Source organism: Sphingobacterium sp. UBA2480, from assembly GCF_002341965.1.
Classification (GTDB): domain Bacteria; phylum Bacteroidota; class Bacteroidia; order Sphingobacteriales; family Sphingobacteriaceae; genus Sphingobacterium; species Sphingobacterium multivorum.
The window spans coordinates 105,338-127,016 of sequence record NZ_DDPA01000005.1; the positions used below are offsets into that span (position 1 = coordinate 105,338).

The window sequence follows — 21,679 nt, forward strand, 5'->3', positions numbered from 1 at the left end:
TCAAATAATGTATTTTAAGCTTTTTCATTGATTAACATACACAATCCGACTTCCACCTTAATATATTCCGTTATTGATTTAATAATACCGCATAAGCCTGCTCCTTCACAAATTTCAGGGTAAAGGGATCTTCGACAATTTCATTTAACTTTTCCTTTGTCGTCGCCTTCATCGTCGGATCCGCCTGTTGGGCCATCATTTGCATCAGTTCCATTTGTAAAGTGGGATCATTTTGCTCCACAAAAAAGTCCTGAACCTTTTGTTGACGTTCTTCCGGACTAAGTCCATTTAATATCGTTTCAATTGCAGCCATGCGTACATTACTGCTTTGATCTGATACAGCAGTCTTTTCTAAAGCTCCCCTACTATTCCCATCTAAGCTTCCCCCATCTTTCATCGCCAAGACAGCACTTAACCGTGTACTCGCAGAACTGGAATCTTGAAGCATCTGAACATAATCCATCTTCTCTTCCTTTTCGCGATGAGCAGCTTCGGATACGCTTACTTTTGCCAATTGTTTTCTTTTGCCTTCGATACTCGCTATTGCGTTAACCCGAGCTGAATTCTTTTGGCTATCAGAAACAATATCCATCAGGCCAGCATGATCCACATTTGTATCTCCAGTACTTTTCTGAACAGTAACCGGATGTACTGCAGCCACAGGTTTTTCTACCGCTAATTCATGATGTTGGTCAAAAGCAATAAAGGTTGCTGTCCCAACTAACAATGCTGCTGCCGCAATACTTGCCCATTTCCATAAAGGCTTAATCTTTCTTTCCTGAACAGTGGGGACTACTTGTGGCCTAATTTTATTCCATAAGTCAGCCGAAGGTTCTCTCTGATCAAATGCCTCCCGATTAGCGTTCACAAAATCTTTTAAATTATCCCGCATAATTATACCTTTCCTTCAATTGTTCGTAAATTTTCTTTTTAGCACGGTGGTATTGGCTACGTACAGCAACTGCTGTCATCCCCAATGTTTCCGCAACTTCATCATGGCTCATATTTTCAAACAGATAAAGATTGACCACCATCTTAGGTACACCGGTCAGTTGATCGATCACATTTTCCAAATCTGTCAAACGACATTCACGCCACTCTTTTTCCAGCAATTCGTCTTCGCCATCATCCTGAATTTCCAGATCATCCACCGGCGTAAAATATTGCTTATTCTTCCGTAATAATGAGATTGCCTTATTCACCCCCATTCTTCTCAACCAGGCCTCCACACTGAGCACTAAATGCCATTTATCTGATCTTGCAAAAAAATCAACAAAGGTTTCCTGTAAAATATCTTCACTTTCTTCCTGATTCGACAAAACCCGATAAATAGAATTAAAAATCTTTTTTGCATACCGATGATAGAGCTGCGCAAAGCCAGACTCGTTGCCCGTTTGGCACATCGCTAATAATTCCTTATCGCTAAGCTGATTTTGCACGTTCTAAAATTAATACTGTTAATTCTTATGTTTCTACTATGTAGTCGGGCCCCTGTTGAAAATGTTGCAATATAATTTTATTTTTTTTCTAAAATAATGCTATTATCGCATAAAAGCCTTTTAAAGGGCCTCCCAGCAAACAAAAAAAACACTCAAGAAATCTTGAGTGCCTGCATTAATAAAATAAACTTAAGAGGGATGTTAAAATTCCAGGTATAAGAATATTGATTATTTGACTTTTAAATAGGTTTCCACAATGGTATGTTTAACCCCCAATTCAGGTAAATTTTCCTCACCGGTTTGAATCAAGGTATCTCCTTTTAAAGTAAGTTTAAAATCAAACTTATTGCTTTCCCAATCCCGCATTGAACAATATTGTAGTCTTTCTTGATAGTTGACACCATCAAAAGAATAGGTACCGCCACCGGCTACAAATAGCGGTTCTTTCCCTTTACCTTTTTCCTTATCGTGGTTAAAGAAAGAAAAATGGTCATCATTGAACATTTTAAACATCTCTGTTTTACTGGTATCCGTAAAAGCGGTCACCGTATCCTTCCCTTTAATTGTCTTGCTTTCAATAAGCTTATAGGTACCGGACAAAGAAGTTGATTTTACCGCATCAACTTCTTTTTTTTCAGTATTATTTTTACATGAAAAAACAAGACAGGAAGTCGCGATCGCAAACAGCAATTGATTTTTTAGGTTTATCATATTTTATAAAAGGTTTAAAGAGGCCAAACTACGAAAGTTCAGCCTCAATCAAAAACAAACCATTGTAATTATTTATCCCACCAAACTCGACCAGACAACTTGTCTCCGCCAGGTACTGCGGCCGAAGCTGCTCTGTAGTTTTCGCCATTGATAGCCGCTTCAGTAGAAGGATAAGGGAATCTTCTTGGAATAGTCCCCGACGTTGCATTGCCTGGATAATTCACAGGAGTTAACGCTGGATAGCCACTTCTACGCCAGTTGCTCCAAGTTTCATAAAAGTCCATCATCGTTATGGTATGTGCCCAGTATTGAGTATTAATCTGCTTTAAGGCATCAGCAGCATTAAATGGATTTGCTGCCAAGTAAGTCTCGGCATCTGCATCACTTATTGCCAAGGAACCATCATATTGATTCAGATACGTAATGCTTGCCTTCACCCCTTTTTTATAATGGTCGCTCACACTACCACCGATGCCCCAACGTTGGGCAGCCTCTGCTAAAAGCAATTCGGATTCACCGTAGGTCAAAATAAATGTCGCGCCAGTCCGCTTGATCATATTAGGATTGGGCGAAGAATATTCCGCAAAGGTCGTGTAACTTGGATCGCTACTGATGTTATACTGCGCATTTGAGCCCAAATCCTTACCGTTAGGCATCCCCTTTTGCTTGGTTGGGTCTGTGATAAAACTCCCGTTCTGTCCTTTATCCTTTTCCGATAAATACAGTTTTGTGACAGCTACCTTTTGTAACCTCGGATCATTATTGCTTTTTAGATAGTCAATAAATGTTTTAGACCATTTGACATAATAATTCTCTTGACCACCATCACCCAATAAAACTTGGCTATTTCTATTTTGCGTTACCCGAGATCCAGACTCATCATGTAAAATAAATGCATTGTCAGCATTACTGTCCATTGTCTTGCCCGCAGCCTTCTGCACATACTCTTTCGCTTTAGCTTCGTCTACTTTAACCAAACGCATCGCTGTGCGAAGCAGTAGAGAATTACCAAATTTACGCCATTTGGCAATATCACCTTTATAAATAACATCCCCAGTGACTTTATCACCATCATCTTTTAACGCTGCAGTAGCCGCTTCCAGTTCCTTCAGCAAATCAGTATAGATATCCTGCTGCTTGTCATACTTCGGTTTATAAACTTTGGTATAAAAACCCAGTCCCGCCTCCGAATAGGGAACATCGCCATACAAATCAGTTAAGCGTGCGAAAATTAAAGCTTTCCAAATACGGGCGACATTGTGGAGATTTGCATATTTTGGTTTGTCTTTTGTAAACTCAACCACATCCACAATATTACGAACCTGCTCAATATAGGCCCCTACTGTACCCGTCCCCCAATAAGCCGCGGTATAACTTTCATTCAGCATATATTTGTCCCCAGCCCAATAACTCACTACGGTCGATAAACCTTGCATCATTGTGGAAGAATAAATCAGATTTCCACGCCATGTATCGTATGCAAAATCAAAACTTCCGGTGTAAAACAACTGTGCTGAGCTCAATGTATAATTTGGATCCCAATTTTCTTTTCCGTAAGCAACTGGATCTGTATTTATCTTATCAAAATCTTTGGTACAGCTACTTTCCATAAATAATGTAGCCGCCATTAAACTAACAAATACCGGTTTAATATATCTTTTCATGATTGTTTGCAATTAGAATTTAACACTTAAATTAACACCGTAAGTACGCACTGCTGGAACACCGCCGAGTTCTAAACCCGGGAAAGTTGCATTATAGCTCGATTCTGGATCAATGTTATTTGTTTTCTTCATGATCGTCCAGAGATTGCGCGCTACAGCACTTACCGTAATTGACTTAACTTTGTTATTGAATAAGTTGGAAGGGAAAGTATACCCCATAACGACCTGTCTCAACTTTACAAAATCAGCGCTGTTTACAAATATCTTGGATACATTATTCGCTGTATTGGTATAATAAGTAGAGGCCGTTCTACCCAAGCTTTCACGATCTGCCACAGTTTCCTGATGCAATCCAAAAATGTAACCGTAGTAGTCTGTTCCTGAGAAAAGCTTTCCACCCCATTTTCCATCAATCAAGAAAGAGAAATTAAACCTTTTGTAGTTAAATTCATTGTTCCAACCTGCAAACCATTTATTCATAGCTGAACCATAAGAATTTAACTCACCCCGGTCAGGAGAACCGTCAGCCAATTTTACGATCTCGCCATTGCTATCATACTTATAATCGAAAGCCATGATCTGAAAAGCAGGCATACCAACTTTATTCATTAAGTAACCTACACCCGAACGGGACGTTGCTACCGTCTGTTCGTCCATTCCTTCAGCCAATGAAATCACTTTATTGTCGTTGTAAGAACCATTCAATGAAGACACCCATTTAAAATCTTCGGTTTTAACAACAGTAGCAGAAATCAACGCTTCAAATCCCTTATTTTGCATCTTTCCGGCATTGAGTACGGCACCGGCGTACCCGCTTGCTGAAGGGGTTGTGATAAAAGAAATCTCATCTTTCGACTTCTTGTTATACCAGGTTAGATCCAAGTTTACACGATCATTAAAAAGACGCAACTCCGTTCCAATTTCCAACTCTGTTGCTGTAGAAGCTTTCAAGGAAGAGTTCGGGATATTCACATTGTTAATAACCCCTAACGGTTGACCGTTGAGTACCTCGCTTCTAAAATTATAGGTTAGCAAGGTTTGATAAGGATCTGTTGCCTGCCCTACCTGAGCAAAACCTGCCCTCAACTTTCCAAAACTCAACCACGATGGCTTTAGATATTCTGAAAAGATAAATGATCCCGAAACTGCTGGATAAACCGAGTTCAATTTATTATCCACGCCCGGAGTTGCTAGCGTAGAAAACCAGTCAGAGCGCAAACTACCTGTCAGATAGGCGACATCTTTATAAGCAAATTCTAAGGTACCGTAAGTAGACTGTGTCTCCGATTCGCTTTCGAGATACGCTACCGATTTATTTTTTGCATTCAAAATATTGTAAACACCGAATATCGCGAAGTCGGTACCCAAATTTGTCGTTTGTCTGATTTTAGTATTTCTGTAACTCGCTCCGAGATTAGGCGTCAGGGTATAATCTCCGAAAGTGAATGACTTACCAACCAAAACATCCGCATTAATATCCGCAAATTTGGTTTCTTGTTCAGCGATTTTACCATTTTCATAATAACCCGTACCAGAAGGCAATACATTTTTATAATGATCAGTATAGCCATCCCGTCCCGCTCTTCCTTGAACAAACAAACCGTTGCCCATCGTATATTTAGCCGTAACAGAGGCTATGGAGCGGTCACGATTGGTGTTATTGATAAACTCATTTGCAGCAAACCAAGGGTTGGTCGCATACACATTGCCTGAATTATAGAGTATCTCTTTTCCATTGCCATCCTTCCATGGCTTCAAATCATTGACATTAATGCTCGTTGGCAAAAACATAACGTTGTAATTGGCGTTTCCTGCACCGTCAGAAACCATTGGACGATTTTTGACCTGCTCCAAAATCATGTTGTAACGCGCATCAATCGTCAAACCTTTGAGTGGTTCAAAAAGTCCGACCAAATTAAACGACTGTCTTTTCAGTCCCGAATTTGGAACAACAGATCTGTTATTGACATCTGTTCCCGACAGACGGATAGAGCCGCCATCAAATGATTTATTTAATGCCAGCGTATTTGTCCATGTTGAACCCGTACGATAAAACCTATCTAAATTCCCTTTTTGTAATGAATATGGTCTTGATACACCGTCAAATTGGACTACGGGAGAACCGTCCAATTTAGCTCCCCAGCTCGATCCGCCCACTTGGGCCGCTCCTGCTTGGGTTGTTGGCTTCTCACCGTTCGCCCCCTGACCATACACTGTTTGCCAATTGGTGTTGTCAATGATCTGCTCGGCAACAAGGTTACTATTGAAATCGATCGAATTACCTTTACCTGATTTTGTCGTAATGAGGATAACACCAGCTTTCGCTCTTGAGCCATATAATGCTGATGCTGCCGCACCTTTTAGAACCGAAATACTTTCAATATCGTCTGGGTTGATATTGCCGATCGCATCACCAAGATCGGGTGCATTATCCCATTGGCTTCCTGAGTTTCCCTTGGAATTAGCATTTCCAATTCCTACTGGTTTACTTTCCATGGGGATACCATTGATTACGTATAATGGCTGATTTGTCTGGTTCAAACTTGATACCCCACGAATGGTCACATTGGACGCAGCTCCAGCCCCACCAGATGTAGAACTGATATCCAATCCGGCCACCTTTCCGACAAGTGAATTCATCACATTATTTTCACGGGCTGTGGTTAGTGATTCACCGGCAACCTGCGTAACAGAGTACCCCAACGAGCGTTTCTCTTTCTTCATACCCAATGCCGTCACAACAACCTCATTGAGCATCCGATTGTCTTCCAATAAAACAATTTTCAGATCCCCCTCTTTGGTGACGGCGACTTCTTGCGACGTATAACCTGCGAAAGAAATAATCAAGGTGTTTCCAGTTGCCGCATCGATCGTAAAACGTCCATTGATATCTGTTGCCCGCCCCACCGCGGTTCCCTTAACACGTACCGTGGCACCAGCTAAGGGATTGCCCTTATCGTCCGTGACAACACCTGCGACAGCTACCTGCTGTTGTTGACTGACAACCACAAGACCTTCCTTAGAAACGGAGTAAACCAATCCACTTTTATTGAAAAGCTTAGCCAATACATCCAATACCTTGGTATTATTCGCATTGACTGACACTTCTTTATTTAAATTTTCGTTCGTCGAATTATAGACAAAGTAATAATCACTTTGCTCTTCGATCATTTTAAGTACCTTGCTCAGTTTTGTTTTTTGGACATCCAAGGAGACTTTTTGTTGGGAAAATACATTTGCCGAAACATTCATAACAGCACACGTAGTCATAATTAAGGCTAGTTTCATCCGGATAATGAATCTAAAATGCACAATATATCCATTGCGCATTTGCAATAAGCAATTTTTAATCATATTTTAGTGTTGGTTAAAATTAATATTAAGCAGCACGCCCCAATGTTGCTGCTTTTGGTTAATCATTTTTTCAATGAAGGATGGTGTTGGTCCACCATCCTTTTTACTTTTCTGATATAGTTATTTTTTTCCCATATACATTAAATTTAAAAGGTTCAACTTCCTGTAAAGCACTTAATACCTGAACAATACCTTCCTTGCTGAAGGTTGCCGTAAAGCGATATTGTTTTAATTGATCATTTTGGATTTGTATATCCACATCATACCAACGTTCCAGTGTTCTACGAAGTGATTCAAAATCTTGGTCCACGATTTCTAATCTATTTTCACGCCACGCAATGTCTGGTATTTCAGCTGTATTGGATTCTATTGTAGGGATATTCTCTATGGCAATTTCCTTAATCGGTAATTTGCTCGCGTTTGGTTTATTGGTTTTACGAGCGATTGCTACTTCAGTTTGATTCTTAAAGATCGTGATTTTTTGATTCGGTTTTATGACAACAGAATTTTCACGCTGCCCTTTGCTCGTCATCTCAATAGAGCCTTCCACTAGCAATGCTTCTGCTGTAGGTTCATCAGAATAACTCTTTACATTGAATGTTGTCCCCAGTACCTTGATATCAAAATCAGCTGCCTGTACCACAAAAGGTTTCTCCTTATTCTTTGCTACCTGAAAATAGCCTTCACCAGCAAGCCGCACCACACGCAATTCCTGATTGAAATCTGCGGACAACTCTAATTTACTCGCAGAATTTAGCGTTACTGTACTTCCATCACTTAATTCGAAGGTCTTTTTCTCCCCATTTTTTGTTTGATACACTTGGCCGATTGCGCTTATTGGCAATGAGGAATCAACTTTACCGGGTTGAGCATAATACCAAACTCCGCCCGATACCAATGCAACAAGTACAGCGGCAATGGCTGCCCATTTGGGCCAGTTAAACCGAAAGGATGCCTGATGCTCCACTGGAACATTCTGCAGATCTGTCTTCAATTTTTCCAATTGCTCATTCACAGGTCGACGATTGCCAACCAAGAGTTGATAGAGGCGTTTGGCTTTCAGAATCGTCTCCGCTTGTTCTGGATGGTTCAGGCTATATTGTTGCCAGTACAGAATACAGTTTTTATCTTCTCCCGAACAATACTTTTGAAAAGTATCGTCAATCAAAAAATCTTCTAACTGTTTATAATCTTTTTGGCTCATTCTTTTGGGTATTTACTCTATAGTGCCCAAAAGACGTTCTTTTGCCTAAAGAAAATTCAAAATATTTCATAAAACACTGAAATTCAGATTTTTATTTTAAATAAAGAATACAAGAATAGCATTCTGTAATAGTTTTCAGCGCATGCTAAACGATTATTGGATCTGCAAAGGAACCACAACAGGTTAAACTTAAATATCTTTTAACTCTTCCCGTAGGATTTTCAAAGCATCGTAAAGCGTATTATAGGCTGTCTTTACAGACATTTGTGTAATTTCTGAGATTTTTTCATACGAATATCCCTCAAAGAACTTGAGATTCACCAGCTGTTTTTGACGAAATGATAACTTCTCCAGTGCTTCTTTCAAACGGATCTGTATGATTTCATTCGTCTGTACTTTGATGACAAACTCCTCATAGGGCATCTCCACCCAATCATCTTCAGCTTTTACATGTTGAAGGGCTGTATTTATTTTATGTTGTTTCTCCAGCAAACGCAGAATACGTCTTTTTAAAAAAGTAATGAGATAGGACTGTACATTTTCGACCCGGTCAAGCTGTTCTCGTTTTTCCCAAATTTTCACAAATACCTGATCGGTTGCTTCACTTGCCAGGTCACTATCGCCACATGTACGTATTCCAAAATTGACAAGCTCTTGATAGAGTGCCGCATATAGGTCAAAGAAAGCCGTTTCGTCTCCAGTACGAATACGTTCCCACAATAAGCGGTACCCCATTTTATTTCTCATAATAAAGCATATAATCCGAAAAAAGGCTAATATAAGTCCTCAGTTCCAAAAGTATAAACTTAATCGGTAAAAGGAGAAAGAAACGAAAAATTACATTGAAGCGAAGAACAAAGTCAATCGTTTGAATTGAATAGTGTAATTTAGTTCCTAAATTAAGAATATAAAAAGTAAAAACTCAGCAGCAGTATACAGCCGTTGATTAGATTTAAACTCACATGAAAACTATTTTTGCCATTGTTGGTAGCGCCAGTGCACATTCATCCAATCATCATATTGTAAATCACCTCCAACAGGAGATCAATGCCGATATCCATTTCACCCTATTTGATCGTCTTAAAGAACTGCCTCATTTTGATCCAGAGGAGAGCCAATCTCATCCACCTATTGAAATTATTGCACTTCGCCAGGTAATCAATGACGCCGATTTAGTATTGATCAGCAGCCCTGAATATATTTTCAGCGTACCCAGTGGATTAAAAAATCTACTTGAATGGTGCGCCGCAACGACGGTTTTCACCGATAAGCCCGTTAGTATCATTACTGCTGCTGCGCAAGGCGAAACAGCGCATGTCGAACTACAGCGTATCCTGCAGGGATTAGGAGCTCAAATTGACGAAAAAAGAAATCTACTCATACAAGGAGTCAAAGGAAAGCTGGATGCTACGGGAGCAATTTGGGACGAACAGCTCAATTTAGATCTAGAAAAGCTGGCCACACAACTTAATGAATATTAATACACACTAAGTTCTGTTCCATTTTCATTCAAACCATAGAAATTAGCATAATCCATAATTTGAAGATTATTATCTTTACGACATGCAAGAACAAATTAATAATCCATTACACGGAAAAAGACTCGACACCATTATTGAATATTTAGTGGAGTATTATGGCTGGGAAGAGTTGGGACAACGCATATCCATCCGTTGCTTCAATGAAAATCCGAGCGTCAAATCATCCCTAACTTTCTTAAGGAAAACACCTTGGGCAAGAGAGAAGGTCGAGCAACTCTATGTAAAAACCTTGTTGAAGAAATAAGAAAATTTCTTATTTCATAGCGAATAATCTGATTATTAAGCATATCTTTGCCGCCATGAAAAAAATTGCCGACTACCGGAAGTTACTTAATGTAGATAAATCTGTGGATCTTAAAACCCTAAAATCTACTTACCGGACAATCATGAAAGAATGTCATCCCGATAAATTTGTCAATGATGAAGAAGGTCGTTTGGCTGCAGAGCAAAAAAGTGTTGAAATGATCGAAGCATACCATTTTCTGGTAAGCATTTGTCCGGAAACATTAGAGCAACAGTTACCAATCTACACGGAGACAATTACCAATTCGGGTATTCAGGATATTGACTGGAAAGGACAAATATTGACAGTCACTTTTCACGATGGTAGTCAATATGAATATTTTGGTGTTCAGCGGAATGACTATATTAAATTTGTCAACGCAGATTCTTTAGGTCGATTTGCCCGCAGACACATCTTCCATTCTTATCCTTACCGTAATGTATTAAAGACTGCGACAGTCGCTTAAACACTGTTCTCCAATCAGCTATACAAAGATAAACGCCCGCTATCAAATTGATATTGGGCGTTTACGTAAAATGTTAAATGTTTAAAAGCTATCTATAGAACAACACTATTAACAAATAGTTTTCAGTTTTATAATTTTAACATCAGACCTGCCATTCCACCGCCATAAAATGTATTTCGTGTACGGTCTCTTCGCCAAGCTTTCCACACCGTACTGCCACCATAAATTGAATTCTCATCTCTTTCTGCATAGTTAAGGCTGGGAGCGACAAATATAGACATGCGCTCACTTAGTTTAAAGGCCGGAATTACCCGCAGCGAGGACTGATGGTTATCCAGCATTTTAAATTTCTCGGTCAGAAGATTACGCGCTGTTATTTCAGTGCGGAGACTGAATTTAGCCCCATTGAGCACTACAGCTCCTAACCCAGCTTCAAAGGCATATTTATCAGGTCGATTACCTTCAGGTGCCACATTGATCGATAATAGGCTATAAAGTACACGACCACCTGAACGAAATTGCAGTCCGAGGTAGCTATCTTCATTAATTGCTACTGAAAGACTTTTCTCGCCATTTTTAATAAAATTGAGCAGACCAATGGGATAATCGCTGCTATCCGCGATATTGACGATACCGGCCAATTGAATTCCTTTTACTTTTTTTGCTTTATTGGCGAGGCCTGCAATTTGATTTCCAACAGTCGATTCGCTATGATTAAGTATACTGGCAAGCTGTGTCGTTCCAGAAGCATCTTTCGTCAAATTTACAACTCCGGCAATCTGAACTCCTCTCACCGTATCTGCTTTGTTGAAAACACCTGCTATTTGCAGACCTTTTACTTGCCCGACAACATGGTTTCCCACACCAGCGATCTGTACCCCACTTACATTTCCACCTACGCCATTGAAAACGCCTGCCATTTGTAGCCCCGTCATTCCTCCGAAATCACGGTTCCCTACACCAGCGAGCTGCACTCCACGCACATTTCCGCCCACCGCATTGAACACCCCAGCCATCTGCATACCCTGCATATCGTATTGATTGATATTAAATACGCCACCGAGTTCCATACCTTTTACGCCCGCCGTAGATCCACCAATGATATTGATGGAAAATTTATTCACAATTTGCGAGCGTATAAAACCATGCGTACTTAATCCCGGTGTCATCGAAATTTGGTATGGACTATACAAAAACATTCCTCCTAAATTCATACTTTGGATCTTCTGGGCAGGCGAGAGAAACACCCGCCCCCAAAACGATCGATAAAGACCATGATCTTCTTCATAACCCTCAAAATAGCCATAATCACGCGTCTTCTTATCTCCAATTTTCGCTTCTATCGGAAAAATCACCATAACACTGGTATCCCGAAAAGCTTCCTTACTCACATTCACGGCAATGAGATTACTCCTTTTCTTTACATCTAGTTCAAAGTAGCCATTTTGATCCGTCAATGTAGACAGTAAAGCATTTCGATCAAAGATACTCGCATTGGAAATCGGGCTGTTGGTTCGAATATTCTTGATATAACCTGTTATAACCACTTTATTCTTAGTGGGTGTTTGTACTTCAAAATCTACCGACATCCGTTGTGGTGTATATTGAATGATAATATGTCTGCCCAGTTCTTTAAAAGAATATTCCTTTCCCAAAATCCCATCTAGATAATCGTACAAATTTCCTTTAAAAGGCTTGGTATGAATAACACTGTCTGTCTGTAAAATATTTCCATTGAAAGAGAACAATACATCTTCCTTCTCTTTCAAAAGCTGAAAGATTTCACCTACTGTGGTCTCCGCAAAAGCAGGCATCTGAATCTCTACAGCAAGCTTTTGCTGTGCTCGTCCCGAATGGAACGAACACAGCATTAAAATGAAGAGGTAAAGCTCTATCCTTTTTATAAAAAATAGTATCATGTTGTTTTTATATACAATTTTGTTCCGAAAATATATCTATTTGTTGGCTCATCTCGTCAGATGAATCTCCCTATCTTTCACATGAACTTTTAATCCAAATGTGCTAGAAATGACTTTCAAAATTTCAGTTAAACTATTTTGTTCGAATTTTGCTGTCAATAACAATTTCTGATCAGGAGAATGATCTATAATAATCGTATAATCATAAGCTTGATTGAGCACCTCGACAACACGTTTCAATGGGGTATTCTGAAAATCAAATACACGATCCACATAGTATTTATAAAACTGATCTTTGACAGGTTCCTTTCCTACTTTTATCGTATCCCTGTCCCGGATCGTAATCATTTGTTGTGGCCGCAAAAAGACTTCCTTATTTGCATACCTCACTTTGACCAATCCTGTAGCAACAATAACTTCCGTCGCATCGGGTATCCGTCGCACATTAAAACTTGTGCCCAATACCGTGATTTTGGTTTTACCTGTTTCAATGACAAAGGGGTGCTTTTTATCCTTGTGAACCTGGAAAAACACTTCCCCTCTTTCCAGAGTCACGTTTCTATTTTTATTGGTCCAACGACTTGAATAAGCCAGCGATGTATTTTTATTTAGTGTAACAACCGAGCCATCAGGAAGGGAATCTTGGCGCACTTGATCCCTGCTCGAAAGAAACATTTCTTCACGATGCGACTGATCAAATACATAGAATCCTACTGCACAGAGTATCAAGATACTCGCGGCGAGCCACCAGCTCCATTGCTTCACAGGAGTCATTTTTTGGGGTAACGACGCAGCTTCTGACGCTCTTTTATCTCGTACCACTTTGAAGTCAGCCCAAGCCTTATCCACATCCACATCAGGAACATCTAGGGGTTTCGGCAAACTATCCCACATTTTTTTCATTTTTATGTATTCCTCCTTATTGTTGGCATCTTCTTCCAACCAATTTTTTATCATGGTATTCTCTACCTCGTTGGTCTCACCAACGATATATTTTTCTAACAGTTCCTTATTCATAGCCTATAGATTAGAAAGCAAATAATCAATGTTAAATAATCCACAAGTTCAATACGCAAATGTCGCAGCGCCTTACTCATATGTCCCTCAACAGTCTTTATCGACAGATCCAAGGTTACTGCGATATCCTTATACTTCATTTCCTGAAAACGGCTTAACTCAAAAACCGTCCGACTTTTTTCGGGTAATTCTGCCAAGGCAATCTGGAGTCTTTCGTCCAAATCCCGTGTACTTTCATCAACTGCAGGCGCAAAATCCTGTCTATGCTGCTCATGTGATTGATATTTTAGCTTTCGTTGCTCCTTTTTTAGCACATTCATACTTTCATTATAAATAGCCCGATATAAATAAGCTTTTAATGAAGTATGTATCTGCTCCTCCCAATCGCGTTCCCAAAGCCGCAAAAACACCTGTTGCACAACCTCTTCCGCCACATCACTATCACCTAGATATCGATAGGCATAACGATGTAACTCCTTGTAATGTGTGCGAAAAAGCTGCTCAAAATTCTTTTCTTTATTTTCCGACATTGATCAATTCTATTGTTTAAATAATCCGCTCTATTAGTAAGACATCCTAATAGATTGTTACCCTTACAAATTTTTCATTTTTTTATCAGCTTCAATGACCTGAATCAGGTGATCGCAAATCCCTAAGTCGAACCTATTCTGAAATCTTTTCATATCAATACGACAACAAGCACAATCCATTTCCCATCTGAAAAATGGGATTCACCCGAGAAGAAGTATAGAAAAGCTATTTTTATCACTAAAGGTAAGTCATCTATTTTATAAAATATTTTTTTTCTAAGGGTATACAGTTTTTCCGTTGTCATAAAGGAAAGAACAATATACAATTGATAACAAAAATAATTTGACAATGAAAACAACATTCAAAGTAGCCCTGCTGGGATTGACATTATTGGGATTAACAGGTACTACACAGGCACAGGACATCACTTATGGGCTGCAAGTCGGAAGCAATTATCATATGAGTTCCTTTGGCAATAAGTCTGTCAAAGATAATAACGGCAAAGTTGGCGTATCAGTTGCAGGATTTGCACGTATTGGAGATCGTGTATTCTTTCAGCCTGGAATCGGTGCCAGTCTTTTACGCAAAGCATATAACTTCGAAAACGGACAGAAAACGCCTAAATTTTATCAGATCAATCTTCCCCTTCAAGTAGGATATAAATTTTTGGAAAATGGCGACTTCAACCTCCGGGGACTATTGGGCCCTCAGTTAAACTATGATGTTAAAACAGTCAAGTCGAGTGCAAATACCGATTATAAGAAATTTTCATTTGATGGTCGTGTGGGTATTGGTGTAGACATCAGTCACCTCACCTTAGATGCTTATTATAGCCACGGTTTTACGAGTGTAGACAAAACCTTAGATGCAAAAAATAAAACAATCGGCATTATGGTCGGTTATAAGTTCTAAGCAGCATCTCGTAGTACACAAAGCGCCATTCTAAAAATCGAATGGCGCTTTTTCGTAATTATATTTTATTTTTTGTCAATAATTATTATTTTAGCGCTACAAAAAATTATTCTTAATCATGGTCCTATTCATAGCGGCCGTTCGATCAGAATAAACGGGATGTAGCGTAGCCCGGTATCGCGCCAGCATGGGGTGCTGGAGGTCGTCGGTTCAAATCCGGCCATCCCGACTTTTTACTTTTATGACAACTCATCCATCTCATTCCCCTTACAGTCATCAGAACAACCGTTGATCTTGTTCAAAATATATTTTTCGGATCAATATAGGCCAATAGCCTGCAAGGTCCCCCGCCTTAATCTGACTTACAAGGTCATGATCCGACAGACTCATTCCTTTTAAATCATCCCGCTTCACAGCTTCCTCCCCTTTCGACAGCTTTAACTGCTCTTCTGCACGTTGACGAAGCATCAGCTCATACCTGTTTTTTGATGGTTTACTGTGGACAATTTTTTTCAGAAGATCACTATTCCCTTGCTTATCTTTTTGCTGCACCTGCTGCTCAAGCCAGTCAGCCAATAGTTCATTTTTTTCCTCGGCATAAGGCTCACCAACGCCCAAATTTATCGGCCATAACCTCGATTCCGCAATCTTCAACTTTGCCTTTTTATAGTTCTTCTCCAAGATAAATTGGTAAGCCAACATTAATTTGGTCTGCACATAATACCGATGGCCTTCCGTCGCTCCTTCAAAGGGAAGTATGGTCACATCCCCTAATTCTTCCTCAGCGCGCACATAAGCTTTAGCTAACAATAAAGTACGTACATGTGCCAGTGTTAGTATATAATTTTTTGGAAATTTGCGATGATATGCCGCACTTACCCGAAGCGCTTCTTCATAAGACTTACTATTATTTAGGAGCTCCACCAAATGTAGTCCATATCGCCATTCTTGTGGATCTACTCGTGTTGCCTGCTCCATCATTTGTACAGCCAGGTCATTACGGCTTGTATCTTGCAAGCTTGATTTCAATGCATAATAGGCCGCGAAATCTGTTGGCTCCTGCTCCACGCTTGACAGGAGTTCTCCTGCTTTTTGGGCTTGATTTCTGAAACGGTACAATAATGCCGACAGGTAATCGATAGTCCAGCTTTTGCTGTTATCCTTTGCCCATTCAAATACACCATTACTTTCTTCTCGAAAAGGAAAGACAAAATTGGGTTTACTTTGTTCTGCCTGCGTCAACCAGCCCTGACTGATCGACTTGTTCGATCGTGTCAGCCAAGCTAGCCAAAGTAAGGCTTCCGTATTCTTCTGCCCCGAACTGAGCAGATCGGCCGCAGACTCAAACTCGCCAAGGTCCGCATACCATATCGCCAGCTCCATCCGTTTTTCGGACGCAAACTCCTGCCTGGACAAAACGGCCTTCTTTTCTTCAAATTGGAGAAAGGCATTAAACGGATCATATTGGAGAATGGTCCGACGGGAAAGAGTATCTATGACGCCCCCTTTTTTGCGTTGTACCAACAAGCTCATCTGCAAAGCGTCGATGTTGAGCGGATTGGCAATCAAAGCTTTTGCGCTATAATTCTCCGTACGATCATATTGCTTGATCCGATAATAGTATTTGGCCATTTGTACATACGAAGCACTTCGCCAAGCCGGGGTTAATGAAGCGACTTCAAAACCATCTAAGGCATCATTCTCTTTTTTTAGTTTGATCGCAGCTAAACCATAGTAATAATTTGCCTGAGCATCATAAGCATCCATAGCCAATGCCTGCCGGGCATAGGTATAGCATTGCTGATAATTCATTTTAAACCAGGCCAGCTTAGCCATTTCAAGATAGGCCTGCGAACTAGGCGCTTGCTGAGCCAATTCTTGTAATTTGACTTCCGCTAGTGTATATTGCCTAAAGCGAATAAGGTCACGTATCTCCAATAATTTGGTCTGACTGGTATCTGAGCTTACTTCCGTTGAGATGACAGTGGGTCTATTCAATTTTGACCAAGATTCATCCGTTCTGAGATTAAAATAATCCTGTCCCAATTTAAGATAACTCGGTTTTGATACAGCAGCTACCTGCAAAGAGAATTTTGTAGGTTCACCCAATTTAGCCACAATAAAACTTCTATTTAATACGACACCTACGCTATCAAGCACATAGATACTATCGTTCAAAGGTCGCTTCGGATCAATATCCAATAGAATCTGATCGTTTTCCTGTTTCATCCGGATCGCTGCCGATAGTTGAATATCGTTCGGTTTGCCTATTCCTGAAAATGGCATCCAGTATTCCGTCCAGCTGTCACTTTGGTAGGGAGCAAAACCAAGTTGCTTGAACGGAGTCGAGCTACTCGAAGGAACATTTTGATTGAACAGGCGCCCACTTTGGATTTCCACATATTGCCCACTCTCATCGGTCAATAAATTCTCCCAAATCTTCCCATCTCCAGCCTGAGACCAAAGAAATATCTTCTTCCCTAATTTATCTTCACGGAGCGCATAACGGGCCATGCCATAGTTATGATCATTATAGTAAACCCCAAAAGCATTACTGTGTGCACCCAATACATGGTACGATTTAGAACTACCGAAAGCATTTTCCTTATAATTAGATAGGTCTCTGCCCTGGTTATCAATAGGCCAGGCATGTGCATCACCGTCATGCCCTATATAGTGGTTTCCAGGATACAAAAACTTCAGATCTTGTCCTGCTGCGACGCCCAGATTCATCCAGGTATAATAAGGTTGTTCGACTGCATTGGCGTTAGACCAGAAAGAACGTGTTGAAAAATAACCTTTGTCCTTTTCCAGTCTAATTTCTAAAGTCCAGTTACTGCGGCTCAACATATCATAAGCGTGGATAAAGCAACTTACGCTTCCATCCCCGTTCTCCCGTGTAAGATAATCGACCGGTGTAGAGGTGTTGGGCGTATGTCCTATAATCCCATAATTAGCTTCGATACCACCGCTTGTCCACGGACCCCGCATCGCAATATCCCGAAATTTTACAACGCCATTGTTGTAAATATAGTCCCGTTTATTCACTTTATCATAAGCTGACCAAATCTTCCCACCGATCTCGGGCATCACCTGTACCCGAATGTAATCGTTTTCCAAAATCACGGTATTCCAATCCTTTTCAACCGCGGTATTCGTAAAACCGTCGAAACGGAAATAAGGGTACAATTTTTGGGCTGAGGCTATTGGATCCGGATCCGTAAATGGATAGGTTGTATAACGCTTCTTAACTTCTGACACCCTTGCCGGATGCTGCGCAAAAACACCAAGCACGCAATTGCCCATGGCCCAGAGCATAATCCACTTTTTCATTCGTGTTTTAATTAAAAATTTCATAATTTCAAAAGTATCCCTGATACAATATCCATCTGCCAACGAATGCAATCCGCAATACAGACATTGCGTCAGGTCCTTTCAAATCAACGTGAATGAATCTACCATAGGCTATTTGTTTGCATTGTCAAAGACCCTATGATAGAATTTTCACTATCGGAGTACATTGCTGCTATTCAATAATTAACAAAATACCCTTATTTTTTTCTACCGCAATTGTATCCCCTGGTTTATACTGTGCTCCATTTTGAAAATTAGGAATGAGTGGTGCAGATAGTTTCGCTTTTCCGGGGTCAATGCCCAATTTTTCCCAATCTATAGCCAATTTTACCGCAACATCACGCTCTGCCCAGCTGGCAATAGCTACCATAGCTTTACCGGCACGGCTATAGACGGTTGTCAGAACCTTATCATTATCGGTTTTAACCGGAATATTTGGCGACCAATACCCGATCATTTTACTTCCTTTGATGCCAAATTGGTCCCAGGCCTTCCATAAGTCAGCGGGCGTCAATTTCTGATAAGGCATCCTATTGGTCATTCCATAAAGCATACCCCGCCACGGATTTCCTCCATCCTGTAACATTTCGCCCATTAAACCAAACGGAATGCCACTCACTTCGGTAAGGAAAAAATCAGGTTTGTTATTCTCGTAGTCAAAGTATTCACCAAACCACAGCCGATTGATATACGGAAAATGCTCCAGATACAAATTTGCACTATTATTGAACCCATCGCTTTTATTATATTGATTTGCCGAATGCAAATCGATCAGCCCTGGTTTTCCATTTTTTGTCAGCACACGCTTTATTCTTTTCATGGTGACTCGATCGAAGGCAACATCATCCAGATAAATCCCGTCAATACCAATATGGTCTACCAACCAATTCATGCCTTCGACGTAATAGTTGTGCCACCTATTCATTCCACTATTGATAATCGCCGCGTCTTTAAATTGGGGAACATACCATGCTGCGATATAATTTTTACCCACATGCTCTTGTAACCAGGAATATCCGCCTCCTTTTCCAGGTGAAAACACTTCAGTGCCCAGACTACGCAATGGATAGAGCTCATAAACCCGATTTGATACCTCACGCACTGTATTATAGATCTTCACTTTTAACCCCTTATCATGCGCCTGGTCGATATATTGCTTCATTTCTTTTGTCGCAATAAATGGATAATTGATGTAAGGATTTATTTCATTTCCATGGTGAATATTGATCACATTGGAACCACTCGCAACAACAGAATCAACGGGCTTGTAGGCATGATAATACCGTTCATTCCACTGTGCTTCCGTATTGATCGGATGAAAAGGCGTAATCAATAAATTAAAATTGTAATAGAGCACATCGCCTTTTTTCAGTTCACGAGCTCCACTATAACTATTGACCAAAACGGATTTTCCTTTCAGACCGATATCGATCCCCCCTTTATTTTCATTACCCCAGGACTGCGGCAGCACAAGAGGTTTTTGAAGATAAAAATTCGTATTGAGCGGCCGCGAATAATGCTCATCGCGCAGTGAAAACTGTAGCCCTGCATCCACAGCACCTATCCAACCTCCATCTTGATTTTTATGTGCTACATCCCATTTCCAGCAAAGCTGATCAGGTCTCTTTCCTCCTTTTTGCCCTAGTCCCATAAAATAATCCGTCCTATCGGGCATCATGGGAATATGCATCGTGGCATCTTTTAAAGACAGATCCTTCAGCGCCGTCAGCTTGACCACATAATGCATGTAACCATCAAATTCCAATGTACCCTCGACTTCCATCGTTAGATCGGAAGATTCGTTTTTGGCCGTCCAGCGATATTCACCTTCGCTTTTCGTCTGAAATTGGATCCCACTTGCTTTAAGTTGAATTTCCTTGCCATCTGAAGCGTTATAGAAATGAAAATGGAGTGGTTCAAATAAGAGCTTATTCGCCTTGGACGATATTTCGGTCAATTCGGGCGTAAAGAACGTGCTGATCTGTTTTGGAAAACCACTCGCATGAAGTTTCACTTCGCGTCCTAAAATGTGTAAGGTGGAATCCGCTTTTAATTCAATCGCTGTATAGGGTGCAACTACCGTATTTTTTTGCGCTAATGTTGAGTTGAGCCAGGGTAGCCGCGTCATTTTCCAAGGTTGATCAACACTGGATACCTCTCCTGAAGCATTTGAAACCTGTATTTCCACATTAACCTGTTTCGCTGCGGCATTTTTAGGTTTCACCGTGACTACACCATGGTAAGTTCCTGCTGCTATGTTCTCCGGTATCTGAATACCACACCACAATGCCTGAACCTTATCCTTCGGTACGTCAACCTGTAATGTCATTGACTTTCCAGTATAGTCAGTACCTTGGGTATTGATACAATTCAGGTTATTCGCCGAAATCATCGCCCCATCATTTGTTTTAAAATCCGAGAAAGAAATTTGGATGTCATGGAGTTCCTGTTTTGGAGACCATAAGCCAAGTTGAAAGGCATAAAATTCGCCTTTCTGACCCTTTCCTTCCAACTTACTCGTGGATTTACCTTTCATAAGCCAGCGTTGTGGAAGGTTGCTTTCCATTTTAATCGGAAATTCTCTTAATTCTGGAAAAAGATAATAAGCCGTATTTCCATTTCTGCGCACAAAGCTATTGACTTCTGCCACTGTACCGATCATTTCCATCGGATCATTGCTATTGTATTTATCGGCGGCATCAAAACGTGCAACAGTAACTCCTTTGGAGTTTCCAGCCACCTGCTGCACAACTTTCGCTGGAGCCGAAACGGCATTTTTAAGATAAATTGCATCCGGATAATTGCGGCTGCGCCCCCCCATCTGATAGGGTAAATAATAGACATAGTAAACGCCCTTTCCTGAAACTGGCTTAAACCGTAATCCACCAGATTCCGTGTTCATCCAAAGATAAGAACTGGGGGCAATCTGCTTATTACTGGCACTGTCGACGATAATAACTTGCTGGTTCGCTTCAACCCAGCGATTTCGCCAGGGAATAGTCACTTGCACCTCTTTTTGATCGGTGTTTACCTGAAGCACTGCACGATGGTTACCCAGCTGGTCTGCATCCCACTTTTGTGTTTCCGGAGGATAGGTCAATTGCGCTCGGGCCGAATTTGCACATAAGGATACGGCAAGGATAATTGCCAGCTTATAAGAGGCTGTTCTTTTTTTCATGTGAATAGTATTTATTCAATATATTTTGTCTTTTACCAGGTTTTCCGATAAGCCTGATACGATTTATAAGCGGTACCGCTTCCCCAAAATGGGTCCGTAGTGCAGC

General features: G+C 40.6%; 16 protein-coding genes and 1 tRNA gene. 5 read left to right on the plus strand and 12 right to left on the minus strand.

All coding sequences use genetic code 11. From position 1 onward, the window contains the following. Positions 1–70: 70 nt before the first annotated feature. From B3600_RS10590 to B3600_RS10620, 7 genes are all read right to left on the minus strand, one after another. Complete coding sequence (locus B3600_RS10590) at positions 71–892, minus strand: hypothetical protein (RefSeq protein ID WP_286752910.1); 822 nt, start codon at positions 890–892, stop codon at positions 71–73. Beyond that, complete coding sequence (locus B3600_RS10595; RefSeq protein ID WP_046674226.1) at positions 882–1,439, minus strand: RNA polymerase sigma factor; 558 nt, start codon at positions 1,437–1,439, stop codon at positions 882–884. The genes B3600_RS10590 and B3600_RS10595 overlap by 11 nt, the downstream gene beginning before the upstream one ends. A gap of 228 nt (positions 1,440–1,667) precedes the next feature. After that, positions 1,668–2,150: a hypothetical protein gene (locus B3600_RS10600; RefSeq protein WP_286752911.1), complete on the minus strand. Its 483-nt coding sequence runs from the start codon at positions 2,148–2,150 to the stop codon at positions 1,668–1,670. Between the two features lie 68 nt (positions 2,151–2,218). After that, on the minus strand, positions 2,219–3,814 hold the full coding sequence (locus tag B3600_RS10605) for a SusD/RagB family nutrient-binding outer membrane lipoprotein (protein ID WP_286752912.1): 1,596 nt from the start codon (positions 3,812–3,814) through the stop codon (positions 2,219–2,221). Between the two features lie 12 nt (positions 3,815–3,826). Then, the gene (locus B3600_RS10610) at positions 3,827–7,102 is read right to left on the minus strand and encodes a SusC/RagA family TonB-linked outer membrane protein (RefSeq protein WP_286752913.1); all 3,276 of its coding nucleotides are present in this window, start codon (positions 7,100–7,102) and stop codon (positions 3,827–3,829) included. Between the two features lie 169 nt (positions 7,103–7,271). Continuing rightward, positions 7,272–8,372: a FecR family protein gene (locus tag B3600_RS10615; RefSeq protein WP_115047588.1), complete on the minus strand. Its 1,101-nt coding sequence runs from the start codon at positions 8,370–8,372 to the stop codon at positions 7,272–7,274. A gap of 189 nt (positions 8,373–8,561) precedes the next feature. Then, positions 8,562–9,119, minus strand: a complete 558-nt coding sequence (locus tag B3600_RS10620) for an RNA polymerase sigma factor (RefSeq protein WP_046674230.1) — start codon at positions 9,117–9,119, stop codon at positions 8,562–8,564. 215 nt (positions 9,120–9,334) lie between these two features. On the opposite strand from B3600_RS10620, the gene B3600_RS10625 reads away from it, so the two are divergent. The 3 genes from B3600_RS10625 to B3600_RS10635 all read left to right on the plus strand — a co-directional run bounded on the left by B3600_RS10625 (position 9,335) and on the right by B3600_RS10635 (position 10,662). Next, entirely contained in the window at positions 9,335–9,853 is a 519-nt protein-coding gene (locus tag B3600_RS10625; protein WP_070567343.1) for an NADPH-dependent FMN reductase, read from the plus strand. Between the two features lie 82 nt (positions 9,854–9,935). Beyond that, a complete protein-coding gene (locus tag B3600_RS10630; protein WP_046674232.1) occupies positions 9,936–10,157 on the plus strand; it encodes a VF530 family DNA-binding protein in 222 nt (73 codons plus the stop codon). 55 nt (positions 10,158–10,212) lie between these two features. After that, the gene (locus B3600_RS10635; protein ID WP_070567345.1) at positions 10,213–10,662 is read left to right on the plus strand and encodes a KTSC domain-containing protein; all 450 of its coding nucleotides are present in this window, start codon (positions 10,213–10,215) and stop codon (positions 10,660–10,662) included. A 128-nt stretch (positions 10,663–10,790) separates the two neighbouring features. Here the strand turns inward: B3600_RS10635 and B3600_RS10640 are convergent, their stop codons facing one another. Genes B3600_RS10640 through B3600_RS10650 form a run of 3 tightly spaced genes read right to left on the minus strand, consistent with a single transcriptional unit; the run spans position 10,791 to position 14,128 of the window. Beyond that, complete coding sequence (locus tag B3600_RS10640; RefSeq protein WP_286752914.1) at positions 10,791–12,581, minus strand: hypothetical protein; 1,791 nt, start codon at positions 12,579–12,581, stop codon at positions 10,791–10,793. A gap of 48 nt (positions 12,582–12,629) precedes the next feature. Further along, positions 12,630–13,598, minus strand: coding sequence for a FecR family protein (locus B3600_RS10645; RefSeq protein ID WP_286752915.1), 969 nt, complete (start codon positions 13,596–13,598; stop codon positions 12,630–12,632). Continuing rightward, positions 13,595–14,128, minus strand: a complete 534-nt coding sequence (locus B3600_RS10650; RefSeq protein WP_115047582.1) for an RNA polymerase sigma-70 factor — start codon at positions 14,126–14,128, stop codon at positions 13,595–13,597. Before B3600_RS10650 ends, B3600_RS10645 begins: the two co-directional genes overlap by 4 nt. Before the next feature lie 349 nt (positions 14,129–14,477). Here B3600_RS10650 and B3600_RS10655 point away from each other — a divergent pair, with 349 nt between their 5' ends. Both B3600_RS10655 and B3600_RS10660 read left to right on the plus strand, forming a co-directional pair. Beyond that, positions 14,478–15,041 (plus strand): porin family protein, encoded by a 564-nt coding sequence (locus tag B3600_RS10655; RefSeq protein WP_046674238.1) that lies wholly within the window; start codon positions 14,478–14,480, stop codon positions 15,039–15,041. Positions 15,042–15,196: 155 nt separating this feature from the next. Next, positions 15,197–15,270, plus strand: a tRNA-Pro gene (locus B3600_RS10660). A gap of 47 nt (positions 15,271–15,317) precedes the next feature. On the opposite strand, the gene B3600_RS10665 is transcribed toward B3600_RS10660, so the two are convergent. Together B3600_RS10665 and B3600_RS10670 are read right to left on the minus strand one after the other, a co-directional pair. After that, a complete protein-coding gene (locus tag B3600_RS10665; RefSeq protein WP_286752916.1) occupies positions 15,318–18,374 on the minus strand; it encodes a DUF5107 domain-containing protein in 3,057 nt (1,018 codons plus the stop codon). Positions 18,375–18,567: 193 nt separating this feature from the next. Then, entirely contained in the window at positions 18,568–21,573 is a 3,006-nt protein-coding gene (locus B3600_RS10670) for a glycoside hydrolase domain-containing protein (protein ID WP_286752917.1), read from the minus strand. Between the last annotated feature and the right edge of the window lie 106 nt (positions 21,574–21,679).